Consider the following 18,550-nt stretch of genomic DNA (forward strand, 5'->3'; position numbering starts at 1 on the left):
TCACCCCGAAGGATGAGTTTTTATAATCAGATTCTAATGCTTAGATTAGAATAAGTATTCTAGACCACCACCGATAGCTAGTACGTCAGCATCAGCATTGCCAATATCAGCTGAGTTATTACCAGCATAAGCGTGCACAATCATATTGTCTTGATAGAAGTATTTACCACCAACAACGATTTGATCTGAGTCAAAGTTGTTAATGCCATCCAAGTTATCAGTTTTATTATACTGAACATATACAGTTGCTGGGCGAGCAAAGTTAGATAGGCCTAAAGCACCACTAACTACTAGACCTTTTTCTTTCTTAGTAGAATAATCATAGTCAAAATCAGCTACTTGATACAAAGCACCTAGAGTCACAGGAGCTGCCATGTATTTACCTAAATCTACAGTCGCTGTACCACGGATGATATCACCAGCAATATTTTGGTCTTTGTCGTAAGCAACACCAGCAGTGAAGCCAGTACCTTGGTCAAACATTAATGCAGCACCAAAGCCACTATCGCGATCTTTGCTTGATTCAACAAAGCTTTCGTCAGCACTGTACATTACAGAAAGCTGTAATGGAAGACCGTTATACTTTGGAGCCATCCAAATAACTGAGCTATTGATACGTCTACTATCAGCCATATTTAGGCCACCATAGTTTTCGTCTTCTTCAAGCTTATTACCACCTAAGTTATCCCAATAACCATCGTTTACAACAACGTTGTTAATCTTGTCTAAAGTAGATTGGTTTTTACCAGCACGGAACTCACCAAACTGCTTGTTTACAACACCAAGATACGTATCACGATTGCTAAAACCATCGCTATCGCCATCGACACGTGTGCCATACTCTAACTGATAGATAACATCAGTGTTAGCAGTCATGGCTTCAGAGCCTCTTAGACCGATACGTGAAGAATTTGAGTTAATCTGTACTGAGTCAGAATCTCTGTCTGCATTATCGGCACCATTTGGGTAGTCAATTTCAGCATTGACATAATCGGCAGTTACGAATGCTTTACCGTAGATAGTTGGAGCTGCATTGGCTGCAGATACAGATAAGGCAGCAACTGCTGTAGCTAAAAGTAGTTTTTTCATGGGGTATCTCCACTTTACAATTTTAGTAATAAGCTAGCTATGATTAGCTGGTGCTCATAATGGTATCGTCACAAATCCTCAAAGATATAATGTGTAACTGGCTACCGAGATTAGTCAGAAACAAGTGTGGCGAAGTTCTATTACAGTAAGATGAAAAAAACAATGACTTACATAACTGGGATTAAAAAGTAACTGCCATGTAATCTTAGGTCTTTATCGCTCCGTTGCGTAACATCCGTTACCAAACTCATACTTCGAATACAAGCATAACAACTTTGACATAATTTGCAACATTTTTTTTTGCTTTTTAAACCCAGTATTTGTTGAACACCATATCTACTATAGAATATGGGTCATTGTAAAAAAACCCCTATCTGCTCAAATAGATAAAGATATTATTGATTAATATAATTACCAAGAACTTGAAACTAGCGTAATGAATACCTTTTCATTAACAAAAATAAAGCCGTACTTGTTCATTAACAAGTACGGCTAATAAAAAATAATAAATGTGGTTTATGACATACTGACAGTCACAATTGAGATCGGAAAATTGCTACAAGAACAGTAAAAAAGGCGTTTTCACTGCTCTTGTTTCCAGACTATAACCTTAGTCAATGGCTATTACAGACTCCTTATTAAGTATAAAAGCCAACAACAAGCCTCATTTAGTCATGACAGTATCATAATAGAATGTCAAGTATGTCATATTTTAATATTAACCTGCGTAATATTAACAGCCTGCTTTTAGATCAAGGCGTGCCTGATGCAATAATGGCTCAGTATAGCCACTCGGCTGCTCTCGACCTTTAAACACTAAGTCACAGGCCGCTTTGAATGCATAAGAGTGGTCAAAGCTATCTGCCATCGTCTGATAGTCGCTATCGCCTGCATTTTGCTCATCTACCACTTTTGCCATACGCTTCATCGTATCCATCACTTGCTGCTCGCTCACGACATCGTGATGCAACCAGTTGGCAATATGTTGACTTGAGATACGTAAAGTCGCACGGTCTTCCATTAGACCCACATCATTGATATCCGGTACTTTAGAACAACCAACGCCTTGGTTTACCCAACGCACAACATATCCTAAGATGCCCTGAGCATTATTGTCTAGCTCTTGCTGTTTCTCTTCATCAGTCCAATTGGTATTTTTTGCTAAAGGAATGGTCAAAATGTCGTCTAAGCTGGCACGCTCACGTGATTTTAGGCTGTCTTGAACATCAGCAACACTCACTTGATGATAGTGCATGCTGTGCAAGGTTGCCCCTGTTGGTGATGGTACCCATGCGGTACTGGCTCCAGACTTAGGATGTGCAGCTTTGGTGTCCATCATCTCTTTCATCTCGTCAGGCTTCGCCCACATGCCTTTACCAATCTGAGCAACACCTTGTAAACCAGTCTCTAAACCGATATCAACGTTCCACTGCTCGTAGGCTGGCTGCCATGCTTGTGACTTCATCTCACCCTTAGGTACAAATGGGCCTGCATTCATGCTGGTATGCATCTCATCACCAGTACGATCTAAGAAACCTGTGTTGATGAAAATGACACGCTCTTTCGCTTGGCGGATGGCTTCTTTTAAGTTGACCGTCATACGGCGCTCTTCATCCATGATACCGATTTTGATGGTATTACGCTCTAAGCCTAATAAATCTTCTACTGCATTGAATAAATCGTTGGCCATTTTGACTTCTTCAGGGCCATGCATTTTTGGCTTCACGATATACATTGAACCTTTACGTGAATTCGATAGCTCATTTTTACCTTTAAGGTCATTGAGCGTTAATAGTGGCGTAATCAGACCATCCATCAAGCCTTCAAATATTTGTTCTTGACCATCACCCAAGTCGACCAATATTGCAGGGTTTTGCATGAGGTGACCGACGTTACGAATCAGCAATAATGAACGACCTGGCAGGATAAGCTTGCCACCATCTGGGGTGGTGTATTCACGATCTGGATTTTGCTGACGTGTGCGGGTTTTGCCACCTTTTTCAAAGGTTTCTTGCAAGTCACCATTCATGAGACCAAGCCAATTGCGATACACTTCCACTTTTTCTTCTGCATCAACAGCAGCGATTGAGTCTTCACAATCTTGGATCGCCGTAATGGCTGACTCTAGTAGCACATCTTTGATATGAGCAGGATCGTCTTTACCGACTGGATGGTTGGCATCTATTTGAATTTCTGCATGCAAACCGTTGTTTTTTAATAAAATACCCGTTGGGCTTTCTGCATCACCGACGAAACCAACGAATTTTTCGGCATCTTTTAGCTCAGTACTACTATCACCTTGGACAATTTCAAGCTTACCATCGACCACTTTAAAGCCGGTCGCGTCGTTATATGAACCTGACGCCAATGCAAAGTTTTCATCTAGGAATTGTTTGGCATAAGCAACGACAGCAGCGCCACGAGTTGGATTGTAACCACCTTTTGCTTCTTGACCATTTTCGTCACTGATAACGTCAGTACCATATAAAGCATCATACAAGCTGCCCCAACGAGCGTTGGTTGCGTTCAATGCGTAGCGCGCATTACGTACTGGTACGACTAGCTGCGGCCCTGCAATATGAGCAATCTCATCATCGACATTTTCTGTGCTAACTTTAAAATCATCGCCTTCTGGCAACAGATAGCCAATCTCTTGTAAGAATGCTTTGTAAGCAGGATAATCAATGTTGCCGTCTTTGGCAGGATGTTGCAGATGCCACTGGTCAATCTGCGCTTGAATCTTGTCACGAGTTGCAAGCAATGCTTTATTGCGCGGCGTAAACTCCTTAATGACTTTTTCAAAACCTGACCAATAACTATCTGAATCAACACCGACTTTCGGCAGCACTTCGTTTTCAATAAAGTCATACAATTGCTGGTCGATGGCAAGAATGCCTTTTTGAATACGATTGGCGTTAGAAGACTGGCTCATGTTGTTATCCTTATCTGTTCGTGAGGGGTGTGAATACGAAGTTGCTACCGCAATGATTACACATTGTCGGTCTTAGACATCTATTCCAAATTTAGATGAAATACTAAGCAAACCTACTGATATATCATACAAGCTTGTGGTGAATAGCGAATTAACTATTTATGCTATGCTATTAACCTATATTCTTGCCGCATTAGCCATTAGCCATTAGCATGGTCAAAGCATTTATAACGGATGATGGTATCAACCTTGCTTAACGTGCTCAGTGTATGATTTGAGCTCGGTTGCCTTGCACCTACTGTAAACGGCTTCAACTGCATAACATTGGCAAGCATCATCACTGCGACAACACAATATAGCGACACATCAATAGTAAGGCAAAATAGCGCTTAAGCAAAATATCATCCTACTATCAAATAAAGAAATAAACAAGAAAACATCATTCATTAAATAAATACTGGGGTTGTATTATAATGATAACCTATGTGACACAGGCGCTAAGAGGCTTTATTAGTACTCATTGATTAGTACCTGATATCGCATAGACAAACTGTCAGTAATCATTACCTCACGGATTTATGCTTAACTGTTATCTATTTAATATTAGAAAAAGACCTTTTAAACGTTCGATTATGGCAAAAACTATGAATAAAGAAGATATAAGAACCAAGAACAGTAACGACAAAGTTATGAAAGACAGCAATATAGAAGAACCTAGTATAGTAAAAGACGAGATAGATGAGGACGATGTCGATATCGCAAAGCTACGCACCCCGATTAAGGTTGACCTATCTGCTGTTTATAATTTTTTGGGTGCGCGCACAACACAAGCTTGGGTTGATGCGGCGATTGCGAATGTGCCGCTGATCATTCAAGATCATGCCAATTGCGAAAAAAAGGCCGCTGGCACTGCCATGAATCTCATATTCCGCTATGAGTTTTCTTATGATTTGCAGCGTAAATTGGCGCAATTGATACGTGAAGAAATGCTGCATTATGAGCAGGTCTTAGGTATTATGAATGACCGTGGTCAGGCGTGGAAATATCTGAGTGCTGGACGTTATGCTAAAGGCATGTTAAAACACAAACGTACTTATGAGCCAGCAGCGATGGTTGATGTATTGATAATTGGCGCATTTATCGAAGCACGCTCTTGTGAACGTTTTGCCGCCCTTGCTGAAGTCATCGACGACGAACGCTTGGCAAAGTATTATCGCTACTTACTTAAGTCAGAGAGTCGTCACTTTGAGGATTATTTAGCCTTGGCTCAATCACTGTCTGAGGATGATATTGATGAGCGTGTCGCATTTTTTAAAGAAGTAGAAGCAGAACTGATTTCTAGCCCAGATCATGAGCTACGCTTTCATAGCGGCACACCTGCTTAAATACGTAAGATTAGGTATCACTTTATATTATATACCCTCTTATACAGTAAAATTTATACAGCAAAAAAGTGAAGTAACTAGCCAAGTTTCATGCTTTGATCTGTTACTTCATTTATTAGCCTTTTATTTGAACTTCGTTATAGCAAAATGAATGGTTATTTATCATCCTTCATTAATGAGCTGTCGTACTGTTTACTATCCTTCGCAACATGATGAGGATCGTGATCATCGGTTGCCCTTTCTGCCGCTGCTGGATTGACTTTTTGTAGCGCATCATCAGGTACGATACCATGGTTATCGTTCGCATCTCTTAACTCATGGACTTGGTTGACAGCCTTGTCATCTGGCGTATTCATCATTACTCCTTATTATTATCATCATAATCATTCTATAAAGATAAAAAATTTGTATTCATTCGATTTTTTATAAAAAGCTATTAATCCTTTTCGTCAGGATTTAACACTCGTGTTTGGGCATTATCAATATTTGCATAACGATTCATGTTGTTAATACCTTCGCTTTTGAATGTCTCGCTAACCATCGTATGCTCATTCACGCCATCATCAAAGGCGTTACCTTCTTGGTCTCGACGATCAGGCTGACGTGCGGGGTTGTCATTATCATTGACATGCTCTGAATTGACGACGCCTTCTTTGAAAGTATCCGTTCCTTTATTTTCAGTGATGTTCTTTTCAATGCCACTATCAGTATCACTATGCTCCTTGTCATTAGAAGTAGGACTACTAAAGAAGCTATTAGCAGAATCATGACTATCGATTAAGTCATCATTTTCACTGATGCGTGTCTTGGTGAGTGCTGGATCATTGGTTTGCATGGCTATATCCTTATTATTGTTATTCGTGTTTTGGCAATTGCTTAATGTGCTTAGGGTTTTTATGGCGGTTTAGCAAATGGTGAGCCTGATTTAATGCCCAACTCAACCTAGCCAGCAATTTATACTATTCATTGCCTTCTTGGCTTAGGTCATAGGCATTCAAATCTGCGACGTTCTTGCCACCAGCGGGTAAATTCTCTTCTTTACGAGGGTCAACATATATCTCGTCGGTTTCTTGCGACTCTTGTTGTGGACCATCGATATTAGGTTCGTGCTTACGACCTTCATAACTGTCTTGTGCATTGTCTGGGTGTAAAGCGGCTGGATCACGAACTGGTACCGCTTCTTCATAGTTTGGATGAGTATTATTTGGCATTGCAGATCCCTCGCATCAATATGTCATTAATAGATAAAATAAGTTAATCCAAATGTTTATATCACAGCTTATTTATCATTTATCCGTACGCAAATCATCTTCAATAAAAGAGGTTTGCTCGTCTTTACTTAATGCTTCAGGCGCATCGACCTCTTTATTGTCTTTGAGATTTCGCGCAATTTGCTGACTGTCTGCTTGCTCAGCAGCTTTTTTGATATCTGATGTGTCATTATCGGTATTGCTCATAAGGTGTTTCCTATTTTTATAATTCGTTGATTTAGGCAGTCCCTGCTCTTTTTCGTAATACGATCAATGATAGTAATACGATCAATTTTGCATGAATTACTAGAGTGCTAATGGTTTATTAAACCATCAAATCCGTTTAATAATAGCGTGAGGGCTGACCTTGATTATAAGGATGAGATAACGGACTGCACCAGTGTGCTGCCGTATCAATATGTGAATAAATGTGAGGTTACAAGACAGTTTGTAACTTAGAAAAATCGTTTATCCAAAAAAAACCAAGCATAGAGAATACTCTACACTTGGTTTTTTGCTTGATATTTATTGATTGTAAAGACGTCTTTATCGCTTTGAAGATGTCGTTGAAATATTAAGCTAGCTTGATGCATCAACGCCATTAATCACTTTTAATAAATACTCTTGAGCGGTATGCGGCGTTTCACCTGCGGCTGGTTGCAGCTGCTGCCAAGCACCATCACCGCTAAGTATCCATGCTTGGGTATTATCTTTCAGATAGTTAAGTAAACCGTCTTGATATACTTGTTTAAACAGTTTTTTGTCTTCGATTGGAAACGCCACTTCGACGCGATGGAATAAATTACGATCCATCCAGTCTGCACTACCACAATATAAGCGTTCGTCGCCATTATTATAGAAATAATAAACACGCGTATGCTCTAAAAAACGCCCAATAACAGAGCGTACAGTAATGTTTTCTGACAGACCTTTTACTTGCGGACGCAAACAACACATGGAGCGTAAGATGAGCTCGATTTTGACGCCTGCTTGCGAGGCATCATAAAACTTGCTAATCAATCGACGTTCGGTTAAAGCGTTAACCTTAACGATAATATGAGCGCGCTTGCCGGCTTTCGCATGAGCAATTTCATCATCGATAAAACTTATCAACTTATCATGCAAGGTAAAAGGCGCATGCAGCAGCTTTTTGAGATTGGCAGGCTTACCCATTCCCGTCAGCTCTTGAAATATATTATGTACATCCTCTGAGATATCAGGATCTGCGCTAAATAAACCATAATCGGTATAAACTTTGGCATTGGCGGCATGATAGTTGCCCGTCCCTAAATGCACATAGCGGCGGATTCGATCATCCTCACGGCGCACAATAAGCATCAGCTTGGCGTGGGTTTTATAGCCGACAATCCCGTACACGACGACCGCACCCGCTTCTTGCAAATAATTGGCGACGGCGATATTAGAGGCTTCATCGAAACGCGCACGCAGCTCGATGACGGCAGTGACTTCTTTGCCATTGCGAGCAGCAGCCGCCAATGCTTTAACAATTTCTGAATTGGTGCCTGAGCGGTACAATGTCTGCTTAATCGCTAACACTTTAGGATCGCTCGCCGCTTGCCAAAGCAGATTGATAATCGGTGAAAATGCATGAAAAGGATGGTGCACCAGCACATCGCTTTTACGCATGGCGGCAAACATACTGGTTGCTTTGTCCAGCTTATCCATCTCACGGCGGAACTCTTTTGGCACTACATGGGTAAAGGGCTGATAGCGCAGCGCTGGAATATTGAAATCAAACAATAAGCGCGTTAGGTTGACAGGACCATTGACGCGGTACAGCTGATTGTCATGCAGCTCAAACTCATTGAGCAAATAATCGCTGATAGGCGTTGGACAATCGGTGGTGACTTCTAGCCGCACTTTATCACCGAAGCGGCGGTTTTCTAGCTCGCCCTCCAGAGCCTTAGCAATATCTTCAACATCATCAGCCAAATCTAAATCGGCATTGCGCGTCAGTCTAAACTGATGGCAGCCCGTCACACTCATACCAGGGAACAGCTCACCGATATGCTCATGAATAATAGCTGAGAGCATGACGTGATGTTCTTTGCCACCTGTCAGCTCATCAGGCAGGCGAATCACGCGCGGCAAACTGCGCGGTGCGGGCACAATCGCTAGATTGATATCACGACCAAAGGCATCTTTACCTTCTAAAGTGGCGATAAAGTTTAAGCTCTTATTGACCAAACGCGGAAACGGATGCGCCGGATCGATGCTAATCGGTGTCAACACTGGCGATACTTGCTCAGTGAAGTAGCGCTTCATCCATGCCGACTGCTCAGCATTTAGCTCATCGCGTTTTAGATAACGAATATCCTCAAGCGCCAGTGCTGGTAAGATATCTTCATTGAGAATACGATATTGCTCAGCGATAGCGTCGTGCATTACGGTAGATATCTCATTCAGCACTTCACTGGGACGCATGCCATGAACACTGGTCGAAACATCACCAATATTGAGCTTTTGCATAATGCCTGCGACACGAATCTCAAAAAACTCATCGATATTCGATGAGAAAATAATCAAGAAAAACAAGCGCTCAAGTAGCGGATGACGAGGACTTGCCGCCTGCGCTAAGACACGTAAATGAAACTGTAATAAAGACAAGTCGCGATTGATATAACTGCTGGGTGAATAGCTGCCGTCTTCTGAACGCTGCCATGCAACCTCAGTTAAATTGTCATTGTGGCTCTCTGTATGGCTTTTATTATCAACTGCTATCACTGTATTATTGCTATCAGTGTCCTGCTTATTATTCACATCCATCACGTCACTACTCCTTTGCGTTATCGATACGCCATCATCTTCAATACCAATTGTCTTTTATAATCGCTTTTCCACTAAGAAATTTATCAGGGTTCTTTCTTCATTCATTATTACTCGAAACTGCCATTCAAAACTATCACTTAAAACCGTCACTTAAAACCGTCACTTAAAACTATCAATTAAAACTATCATGCAAAAACACGGCGCTATTTATTAAATGGTCATAGGTACAATCCATTAAGCTGATTGTGGTAACACCGCATTGCTCATGCGCTTTTTGATAATACGTTGTTTATTGCGTAAACGTCTATCACCCTGATTGTCTTCGTAGTATTTTGGATTGGTCAACATAGCGATAAGTAAGGCTGATTCATCACGGTTCAGCTTGGCCGCAGATTTATCGAAGTAATGCTGAGCTGCTGCTTCGATACCATAAATACCATTGCCAAACTCTGCCACATTGAGATAAGCGGTCAAGATACGCTGCTTGTCCCATAATGTTTCAATCATGACAGTAATAATCGCTTCCTCAATTTTACGCACATACGAGCGATGCGAGGTCAAAAACAAGTTTTTTGCTAGTTGCTGGGTAATCGTCGAGCCACCAGCGGACATCTTACCCGTCTCTTCATTTTTCTTACGTGCCGCCTCAATGCCTTTGAAATCAAAACCATTGTGCTGACTAAATGTCGAATCCTCACTCACTATCGCGGCTTGTTTGGCAGATTTTGCGATGGCATCGTATTCAGCCCAAGTCTGGGTGACAGTACCACCCGTCAAACGATGAGTCAGCATAAACATGCTGTTATTAATCGGCTGCGTTTTCCAAATTAATAGTAGCCCAGCAACTAATACATGAAATGCGACGACCAATAGCATGATTGCCATCAATAATCGTTTGAAAAATTTGCCAAAACTTGCCATGCGCGATATCCAAGTGATTGAAAAGGTAATAAGATAAGATGAGCTGAAGAGCCAGTAATTAAAAACAGCAGGTCATCTTACCTAATCTCACAATCGCTGTCATTACTTACCCCACTTCTTTATCATGCCATAGAGTCTACGTAAAAAAGATCAGGCCGTATTTATACTGGCAATCGAAGTCCTAAAAACCGAAACTTTGTGACAAGTATTAAGACAAGAGAATAAATATGTACGATGATAATAATATAAAAGCCTTACGAGAACGTATGGTTGCTGCAAACCCCGATCTTGGTCATGCTGAAAATAATGATAAATGGTGGCTACTTGGAACGTCTGGCTGTCATTTGTGCGACATCGCGAAGCAAGTGCTGACTCAATTTCAAGCTGTACAGCCGATTGCCTGTCAACAGGTCGATATCGCACATTTCGATGAACCATTGATGATGGAATTTGCCACCACTATTCCGGTGATTTTGACACCATCAACACGATTAAACTATCCATTTTCAGTCATGGATTTACAGCAACTTTTCATACAATCATAGCAAGCCAACAATAAAAAACGATGTAGTGAGAACATAATGAAAAATTTGAGCAAAATTACTGAAATTGAAGACCTGCGCCGCGTTGCCGAACGTAAAGTACCGCGTATGTTTTATGATTATGTCGATTCAGGCTCATGGACTGAGACGACTTATCGTAGCAATGAAACCGATTTTGACCGTATCAAGTTACGCCAGCGGGTATTGGTAGATATGGACAATCGCAGTTTAGCAACCCAGATGATTGGTGAAGAGGTAAAAATGCCCGTCGCCATCGCGCCCACTGGCTTTACCGGTATGATGTGGGCGGATGGTGAGATTCATGCCGCGCGGGCAGCAGAAAAATTCGGCGTGCCGTTTTCGCTATCGACCATGAGTATCTGCTCTATCGAAGATATCGCCACTCATACCAGCAAGCCCTTTTGGTTTCAGCTATATGTGATGCGCGATCATGACTATGTGGCCAATCTCATTCAGCGGGCGAAAGATGCCAATTGTTCGGCATTGATCCTCACCGCGGATTTACAAGTGCTGGGACAGCGCCATAAGGACATCAAAAATGGCTTGTCTGCACCGCCTAGACCTACATTTGCCAATATCGTCAACTTGATGACCAAGCCTCAGTGGTGTATGAATATGCTGGGCACCAAACGTCATAGCTTTGGCAATATCGTCGGTCATGCGAAAGGCGTCGATGACTTATCTTCTCTCACCGCTTGGACGGAAGAGCAATTTGATCCGCGCTTGAGCTGGGATGACGTGGCGCGCATCAAAGATATGTGGGGCGGCAAATTAATTATTAAAGGTATCATGGAACCTGAAGATGCCATTATGGCTGCTCGTAGCGGTGCCGATGCACTGGTCGTCTCAAACCACGGTGGGCGTCAATTAGATGGCGCCCTCTCCTCCATTTCTGCCCTATCCGATATCGTACAAGCGGTGCAGGCTGAAAATAGCGATATCGAGGTGTGGTTAGACAGCGGCATTCGCTCGGGTCAGGATGTGCTAAAAGCGCGCGCATTGGGTGCAAAAGGCACGATGATTGGTCGTGCTTTTCTTTACGGTCTGGGCGCTTATGGCGAAGATGGCGTGCGCCGTGCGCTGGAAATCATTCATAAAGAATGCGATCTATCGATGGCGTTCTGTGGTCATACCGATATCAATAAGGTCACCACTGATATATTGGTAAAAGGCACTTATGAGAACCTCAAAGTTGCTAATCGTTAAACATGTCGTTAAAACGATCCACTATTAAGGGCACTAATTGTTTAAGAGTACTAGTCGTTAAATCATAATGTCATGCAGATGTATGACATTATTTGATCATACCCTTTATACTCTATTTATAACATTCTAATGATATCTCACCTTTATGACCATTCAACAATTATTAAAAACAGCCCCTGTCACTACTTTGCTATTAATCAGCTTTATTGGGTTATTCATCATGCAGGTATTGACAGGCGTCGATGCCAATAATCCATCGACTGAGGCACTCTTAAAATGGGGTGCCAATGCATTGCCGTTTACCATGGGTGATGAGCCGTGGCGCTTGGTCAGCAGTGCCTTTTTACACATTGGCTTGATGCATTTATTGTTTAATGGATTTGCCATGTATTTCTTTGGGCAGATTGCCGAGCCGATGTTTGGCTCAGCCAAGTTTCTGGCATTGTTTTTACTGGCGGCGATCGGGGGCAACTTACTGAATAACTATGTCACGTGGCACAGTATCGTAGAAGGAACTGGTCAACCGGGGCTATCGGCTGGGGCGTCAGGGGGCATCATGGGTATCGGCGCAGCACTATTAATAGCCGCACTGTTTAAAATATCGGTCAATGGCATGGTGCTCAATCTTAAGAGCTTGATATTTATCATGGGCATCAACCTTGTTTATGGTTTTGCCGTACCGGGTATCGACAATGCGGGGCATATTGGCGGCGCGGTGACTGGCTTAGTGATTGCGCTGGCATTCGCAATCGCCTACCGTCAGCGTATGACAATAGCGTTACAGAATATGCCTAACCCAGCCACTTATGACGACCGTTATCGAACGACTTATATTAATTTTCCAGCAAGCAGCGATACTAATTCTTCTGCTAATAATGAGCACTTTAATAATGTTGATTTTGACAATAACAGCAGTTTCCACCCCGACTCTGCTGTAAACTCACACTTAAATACTCATGCTAATCACAGCCACCTTAGTGAACAAGAAACAGCGACCAAATCTATCTTTATTTGGCAATTACTACCATGGCTAATGATGCTACTGATTAGCATTGGCTTTATTTGGTGGTGGCAAGATATTCATGATCAAATACTACAAGTATTAAAAACCATTGAGTAAACCTTCATAGTTATTTATCATTGCTAAATAGTTCATGATAACAGCTTACTGGTTAGGTTTTTCTTACTCGCTTCTTGCTATAAGTCAGAGCACTTTTAAACCGCTACGGTGTTACCCGCTCTAGATGTACTCAGTTTACTATCTGCGGTCGGTCGCCTTGTAGCGATTCTAAAATTCCTTGACTATACACGATTGCCCCCAATTATTTCATCCATTCACGAGACTCTATTATGTTTAAACCTGTAGCGCTACCTCATATTTCTACGCGCGTCATGCTTAGCGCATTAACGGCTACCGCGTTATTTAGTGTCGCCAGTATGTCCAATGCTGCACTTTTTAAGGACAATTTACCTACTGACCAAGACGCTGTATTAAGCGTGGGCGTCAACGTCATAGCCGTCAACTCAGCCTACGATATGGAAGACAGCCTCGATGTACGTGTGTTGCCAGGCGCGTTTTATGACAACAATAGATTCTATGTGCGTGGCGCTCAAGCCGGTGTCTATGCAATCAATGATGGCGTCAATCAGCTGTCGGCTTATGCTCAGCTCGCTGGCAACGATTTCGATCCTGATGATGCTAGAGGTGCATTACAAGGTCTTGATGAACGTAAGTCATCAGTAGAAGCTGGTTTAAGCTATCAACGCCGTACCCCTATCGGCGGCTTTCGCGCTCAGATAGGTACTGATGTGCTTGACCGTAGCGGTGGTAACACAGCTCGCTTGACGTATCTTGCTAGAATTACGAAAGACAAGCTAACGGTCTATCCAAGCATTGGCTTTGAATACAACGATGCTGACTATAATGAATACTATTATGGCGTCAGTGAAAAAGAGTCAGCGGAAACAGGCGTCGCCGCTTATAAGTCTAATTCGAGCTTGAACCCTTACGTTAACATTAGTGCCAACTATGATTTCAATGAACGCTGGGCATTGTTTGCCAATCAAAGCTTAAGCTATTTGCCGAATGAACAATACGATAGCCCAATGGTTGACTCGCGTACTGAGTCAACTTCGACGCTTGGTTTGCTTTATAAGTTCTAGTTGAGATTAGATGTTTGATATAAAAAAGCCGAGCATTTTGCTTGGCTTTTTTTGTGGATGATTTGGCTGAATTAACTTGACTGTAAAAGCTGTCAGATACAGCTCAAGTATTTATAAAGATGATCATTATTACATTTTAATTAATGCGCTCATAAATGCATTAAATTTGAATTTTGGCTCTTTTTTCAAAAGAGCAACGATACCCACACCTCCATAAAAGCAGAGTCTAATAGCAAGAGAGAACTCTAAACCTTTAGGTATCTCCATTACCTGATAGTAAAAAACATCTTGATTTTTACCCTTTTTTTCGATGTTAGAAAAGTTTTTATTTATTAAATGCCTGATTTTTTCAAACTCCTGATTCTGCTTTATTGAGTCTTCATCAAGTGATATTTGAAATTCATAGTAAGTTTTGATGTCACCAATAAAAACTTTATGAAACTCGTAATAGTATAATGCTTTACAAATAGAGGATATACTATTATCTAATTTTTCGTCATCGAATTTGAATGCGAAGGTAGGTTTGAGCTGTCCCGTTCTATCTTCATCAATATAGACTTGAGTGGCATTACTAGCTAGGTCTTTAGTTATCTTTCTATTTCTTAATACACCCCTTACAGCTTTGTTTGTAGCAATATCTTGTCCTTTTTCATTAGCTTGGATTTGCATGCATATAATTTGAAAAAAATACTCATCATCATCAGATTTACCGCCATTGTGTTTTACGCATGCGGGCACAGTTATCAAAGAGTCTCTATCACTTTTAGGAAAAAAAGATTTAGGAGGTACGTGCTCCTTTGTTAGGCTCTCTTTATCTAGTGTAGCTCCACACTCATAACATATATTCGGCAAATTCTTATACATAATTATTTCGCCTAAATGACTGAAAGCGTCTATAAATTTGGATTATTGCACATTTTACTGACTTACATAAACAAAGGACAGAGCTAGCTCAAAAAATAAAAAAGACCTTGTCATATGACAAGGTCTTTTTATTTCTAAATTCTCAGTGGAACAAATATGACGCTGCTACAAGAAAGACGAGTGCAAATTGTACTGATCGTACATTAAGCGAGTCTGACGCCGTAGCAGGTCATTATTTGGTCTACTGCTTACTTAGGATGTACCATATCAGCAGGAATTACCCACTCATCAAACTGTGCTTCAGTTAATAGCTCTAACTCAACTGCAACTTGCTTCAAGGTTTTGTTTTCTTTGTAAGCCGTCTTAGCGATTTTCGCAGCATTCTCATAACCAACATGACGGTTAAGCGCAGTAACGAGCATCAATGAATTATGTAAGAAGTCATCGATTTTGTCTTTGACTGGCTCGATACCAACAGCACAGTTTTCGTTGAAGCTATTGCACGCATCACCAAGCAGCTTGATAGATTGCAATAGATTGAACGCAATCACTGGCTTATAAACGTTTAGCTCAAAGTTACCTGACGCGCCTGCCATGCTGATAGTGACGTCGTTACCCATCACTTGCGCCACAACCATCGTCATTGCTTCTGATTGGGTTGGGTTTACTTTACCCGGCATGATAGATGAACCTGGCTCATTTTCAGGAATCGTTAATTCGCCTAGACCACAGCGAGGACCTGATGCCAACCAACGGACGTCGTTAGCGATTTTGTTTAAGCTAGCGGCTAGGGTTTTTAGTGCACCTGACGCAAATACTTCAGCATCACGAGCGGCTAGTGCTTCGAATTTATTTGGTGACGTCACAAATGGTAAGCCTGTCAAGGTAGATAGTTGCTCAGCTGATTTTACCGCATAGTCAGGATGAGCGTTTAGACCGGTACCAACCGCAGTACCGCCTAGTGGCAATTCGTATAGGCCTTGTAGCGCGTTATCAATACGTACCAATGAATGGTCAAGTTGACTTACATAGCCGCTAAATTCTTGACCTAAGGTCAAAGGCGTGGCGTCTTGCAAATGCGTACGACCGATTTTAACAATGCTATCAAATTCTTTCGCTTTAGCAGCCAAGGTATCACGTAGTGCTTTTACGGCTGGAATCAATAAACCGTTGATTTCACGCGCAGCGGCAACACGAATCGCCGTTGGGAAGCTGTCGTTGGTAGACTGTGCATGGTTGACATGGTCATTTGGGTGAATCGGCGTGTAGCTGCCGCGCTCAGAACCAGCGATTTCGTTGGCACGGTTGGCGAGTACTTCGTTCATGTTCATATTTGACTGGGTACCAGAACCCGTCTGCCATACAACCAATGGGAACTGATCGGTTAGACCACCGTTGATGACTTCGTCAGCGGCTTGCACGATTAAATCGCGCTTATCGCCTTCGATACGCTCAAGGCTGGCATTGGTAATCGCAGCGGCTTTTTTCACTAGCGCCATTGCTTCAATCATTGGACGTGGCAACGTCTCGCCACCGATTTTAAAGTTCTCACGGCTACGCTGAGTTTGCGCACCCCAATAAGCGTCAGCTGGGACTTCCACATTGCCCATGGTATCTTTTTCGGTACGAGTTGCCTGATTCTGTGTCGACATAACTACCCTCTTTGATGGTTTGTTGTATAGCTGCTTCGAAAAAAGTGCAACACACGCTGCACATAAAGGAAAATACGCTGTAAAGTGGCGTTATGATAGCATGACTAAGGCGTGTTGAATATTCACAAATCGCCATTGCTGCTCTCTAAAAACAACAGCCATCATCAATTTAATACATTATTGGATAGTATATCTATGCATCCTGAGTTAAAAAATGCTGAGTCGAATACATCTACCTTTAGCAATCCGCCCAGACGGCTATTTACCCGCCAGCGCCGCCAATTAAGTGATGGCACACGCAGACAATATGCTCAGTCTGCAAGCTTGCATTTAATCAAGTTGCAACAGCGCTTACCTCCGCGTGCGCGTATTGGCTTATATTACGATGGCTTTGGTGAGCTACCTACTCAGCCAATATTAGACTGGTGTCAACGCTTAGGCTATTTACCTTATCTGCCTGTGGTTGGTTCGCTCGGTCGTACTAGCAATGGCAACGAGGATAAACACCTGCGCTTTGTGCCTGTTTATCATTCAAAGCTACTTAACATACCGACACGGATTCATCATTTAGGGATGAAGCAAAACCATCATCGCCGTTTACTTTGGGCGCAAGAATTGGATGTGATTATCTGTCCATTAGTAGCGGTAGACCTCAACGGCAATCGTATGGGTATGGGTGGCGGCTTTTATGATACGACCCTTAACAAAAGCTATCGGTCAGGCTCTAAAAAGCCATTAAAAATTGGCTGGTGTTATGATTTTCAAGTGGTTGAACAATTACAGCGGCAACCGTGGGATGTGCCACTAGATGGCTTAATTACGCCAAGCGGCATAAGGTGGTTTTGATGAAAGATGATAAGCAAGCAATGGATACTAACTCTAGCGCTGATAATGTGGATGAGTATTTGCAAACGTTAGGTAACGAGGACGCTAGAGAGTTGCGTTACTACAGTCAAGAACAGTCCTTCGACTCCGATGAATTAGCAAAGGTGGTTAATGAGAAACGCTTAAATGAATTACTGGCGCAAAGTGATGCTTTTTTGAGTAATTTGAATGGTGAGTTGAAAGATTTTGATAAAAGTACAGATAACTAAGAAATCACCAACTGGTCAATTGAAGAGCTACTATATTAGTAACCTCTTGATATATTACATGATATGGACTATTGTTTATTTTTAAATTATGAAATACAATTACTGTAAATAATTATCATTACAACACTGGTTCAATCTACCATGAATAAAGCAAAAAAAGAGTTCATGTCACCCGCTTCATTACAAGTCTGCTTTTACTTTTGGGTAATTATGTTGTTTCTCACACCAGCTGCTTATATTTATGATTACAATGATTTTGATATTGCCGAGCTGAGAAGTTTTTCTTTTGCGTTAGTTGCATTTTTTACCTTTGCATTGACAACTTATATTGAAATAAAACGAATAAGGCAGCCTAATAATATATTTTTTCACCGCTTTATTGCCATAATTTCTCCTATAGTCTTATTAATTTTGCTAGTTTTATTTGGTTTATCAATCATAGACTACAGTAATGGCAATCTAAAACTAGAGCGGATTTATGATCCTGTGATTGAGTTATTTTTTCTATACCTTCTATCTAAAGGGATAAGAGACTTTAAACAAGGCTCACACAATGAAGAGATAACATTGGTTTCTTAAGATTTTTCCTAATTAAATGATTTTTTGAAAACCAAAAAGACGCTTAGAAAAGCGTCTTTTTT

The 18,550-nt window shown here is 41.6% G+C and carries 18 protein-coding genes; 8 read left to right on the forward strand and 10 right to left on the reverse strand.

Annotation, left to right across the window (positions count from 1 at the left end; all coding sequences use genetic code 11):
• Nucleotides 1–45: 45 nt before the first annotated feature.
• Entirely contained in the window at nt 46–1,089 is a 1,044-nt protein-coding gene (locus ACT3S4_RS02165) for a porin (RefSeq protein WP_109589414.1), read from the reverse strand.
• Nucleotides 1,090–1,822: 733 nt separating this feature from the next.
• Nucleotides 1,823–4,021, reverse strand: coding sequence for a malate synthase G (locus ACT3S4_RS02170; protein ID WP_444760334.1), 2,199 nt, complete (start codon nt 4,019–4,021; stop codon nt 1,823–1,825).
• A gap of 689 nt (nt 4,022–4,710) precedes the next feature.
• Between ACT3S4_RS02170 and ACT3S4_RS02175 the strand changes: the two genes are divergently transcribed.
• Nucleotides 4,711–5,406 (forward strand): tRNA-(ms[2]io[6]A)-hydroxylase, encoded by a 696-nt coding sequence (locus ACT3S4_RS02175; protein WP_444760353.1) that lies wholly within the window; start codon nt 4,711–4,713, stop codon nt 5,404–5,406.
• A gap of 155 nt (nt 5,407–5,561) precedes the next feature.
• On the opposite strand, the gene ACT3S4_RS02180 is transcribed toward ACT3S4_RS02175, so the two are convergent.
• From ACT3S4_RS02180 to mtgA, 6 genes are all read right to left on the reverse strand, one after another.
• Nucleotides 5,562–5,762 (reverse strand): hypothetical protein, encoded by a 201-nt coding sequence (locus ACT3S4_RS02180; RefSeq protein WP_193008751.1) that lies wholly within the window; start codon nt 5,760–5,762, stop codon nt 5,562–5,564.
• Nucleotides 5,763–5,842: 80 nt separating this feature from the next.
• Nucleotides 5,843–6,241, reverse strand: a complete 399-nt coding sequence (locus ACT3S4_RS02185) for a hypothetical protein (protein WP_201599985.1) — start codon at nt 6,239–6,241, stop codon at nt 5,843–5,845.
• Between the two features lie 124 nt (nt 6,242–6,365).
• Nucleotides 6,366–6,617, reverse strand: a complete 252-nt coding sequence (locus ACT3S4_RS02190; protein ID WP_372814791.1) for a hypothetical protein — start codon at nt 6,615–6,617, stop codon at nt 6,366–6,368.
• A 75-nt stretch (nt 6,618–6,692) separates the two neighbouring features.
• Nucleotides 6,693–6,863: a hypothetical protein gene (locus ACT3S4_RS02195; protein WP_201599979.1), complete on the reverse strand. Its 171-nt coding sequence runs from the start codon at nt 6,861–6,863 to the stop codon at nt 6,693–6,695.
• Nucleotides 6,864–7,235: 372 nt separating this feature from the next.
• The gene (ppk1, locus tag ACT3S4_RS02200) at nt 7,236–9,443 is read right to left on the reverse strand and encodes a polyphosphate kinase 1 (protein ID WP_444760354.1); all 2,208 of its coding nucleotides are present in this window, start codon (nt 9,441–9,443) and stop codon (nt 7,236–7,238) included.
• Nucleotides 9,444–9,680: 237 nt separating this feature from the next.
• Nucleotides 9,681–10,367, reverse strand: a complete 687-nt coding sequence (gene mtgA, locus ACT3S4_RS02205; protein ID WP_045453173.1) for a monofunctional biosynthetic peptidoglycan transglycosylase — start codon at nt 10,365–10,367, stop codon at nt 9,681–9,683.
• Between the two features lie 227 nt (nt 10,368–10,594).
• Between mtgA and ACT3S4_RS02210 the strand changes: the two genes are divergently transcribed.
• From ACT3S4_RS02210 to ACT3S4_RS02225, 4 genes are all read left to right on the forward strand, one after another.
• Nucleotides 10,595–10,912, forward strand: coding sequence for a glutaredoxin family protein (locus ACT3S4_RS02210; RefSeq protein WP_087814428.1), 318 nt, complete (start codon nt 10,595–10,597; stop codon nt 10,910–10,912).
• A gap of 36 nt (nt 10,913–10,948) precedes the next feature.
• Nucleotides 10,949–12,136, forward strand: a complete 1,188-nt coding sequence (locus ACT3S4_RS02215; RefSeq protein ID WP_444760335.1) for an alpha-hydroxy acid oxidase — start codon at nt 10,949–10,951, stop codon at nt 12,134–12,136.
• Between the two features lie 145 nt (nt 12,137–12,281).
• Nucleotides 12,282–13,256 carry a rhomboid family intramembrane serine protease gene (locus tag ACT3S4_RS02220; RefSeq protein WP_444760336.1) on the forward strand — a complete coding sequence of 325 codons (975 nt, stop codon included), beginning with the start codon at nt 12,282–12,284 and terminating at the stop codon, nt 13,254–13,256.
• A gap of 230 nt (nt 13,257–13,486) precedes the next feature.
• Nucleotides 13,487–14,299, forward strand: a complete 813-nt coding sequence (locus ACT3S4_RS02225) for a MipA/OmpV family protein (protein ID WP_444760337.1) — start codon at nt 13,487–13,489, stop codon at nt 14,297–14,299.
• Nucleotides 14,300–14,428: 129 nt separating this feature from the next.
• On the opposite strand, the gene ACT3S4_RS02230 is transcribed toward ACT3S4_RS02225, so the two are convergent.
• Nucleotides 14,429–15,163: an HNH endonuclease gene (locus ACT3S4_RS02230; RefSeq protein ID WP_444760338.1), complete on the reverse strand. Its 735-nt coding sequence runs from the start codon at nt 15,161–15,163 to the stop codon at nt 14,429–14,431.
• Nucleotides 15,164–15,411: 248 nt separating this feature from the next.
• The gene (gene fumC / locus ACT3S4_RS02235; protein ID WP_444760339.1) at nt 15,412–16,815 is read right to left on the reverse strand and encodes a class II fumarate hydratase; all 1,404 of its coding nucleotides are present in this window, start codon (nt 16,813–16,815) and stop codon (nt 15,412–15,414) included.
• 111 nt (nt 16,816–16,926) lie between these two features.
• Here fumC and ACT3S4_RS02240 point away from each other — a divergent pair, with 111 nt between their 5' ends.
• The 3 genes from ACT3S4_RS02240 (at nt 16,927) to ACT3S4_RS02250 (ending at nt 18,488) form a co-directional block, all read left to right on the forward strand.
• The gene (locus tag ACT3S4_RS02240; protein WP_444760340.1) at nt 16,927–17,661 is read left to right on the forward strand and encodes a 5-formyltetrahydrofolate cyclo-ligase; all 735 of its coding nucleotides are present in this window, start codon (nt 16,927–16,929) and stop codon (nt 17,659–17,661) included.
• Nucleotides 17,661–17,909 (forward strand): hypothetical protein, encoded by a 249-nt coding sequence (locus tag ACT3S4_RS02245; protein ID WP_444760341.1) that lies wholly within the window; start codon nt 17,661–17,663, stop codon nt 17,907–17,909. The genes ACT3S4_RS02240 and ACT3S4_RS02245 overlap by 1 nt, the downstream gene beginning before the upstream one ends.
• A 141-nt stretch (nt 17,910–18,050) precedes the next feature.
• Nucleotides 18,051–18,488, forward strand: a complete 438-nt coding sequence (locus tag ACT3S4_RS02250; RefSeq protein WP_444760342.1) for a hypothetical protein — start codon at nt 18,051–18,053, stop codon at nt 18,486–18,488.
• The last annotated feature ends 62 nt before the right edge of the window (nt 18,489–18,550 follow it).

Source organism: Psychrobacter sp. AOP30-A2-5 (assembly GCF_052378115.1).
Classification (GTDB): Bacteria; Pseudomonadota; Gammaproteobacteria; order Pseudomonadales; family Moraxellaceae; genus Psychrobacter.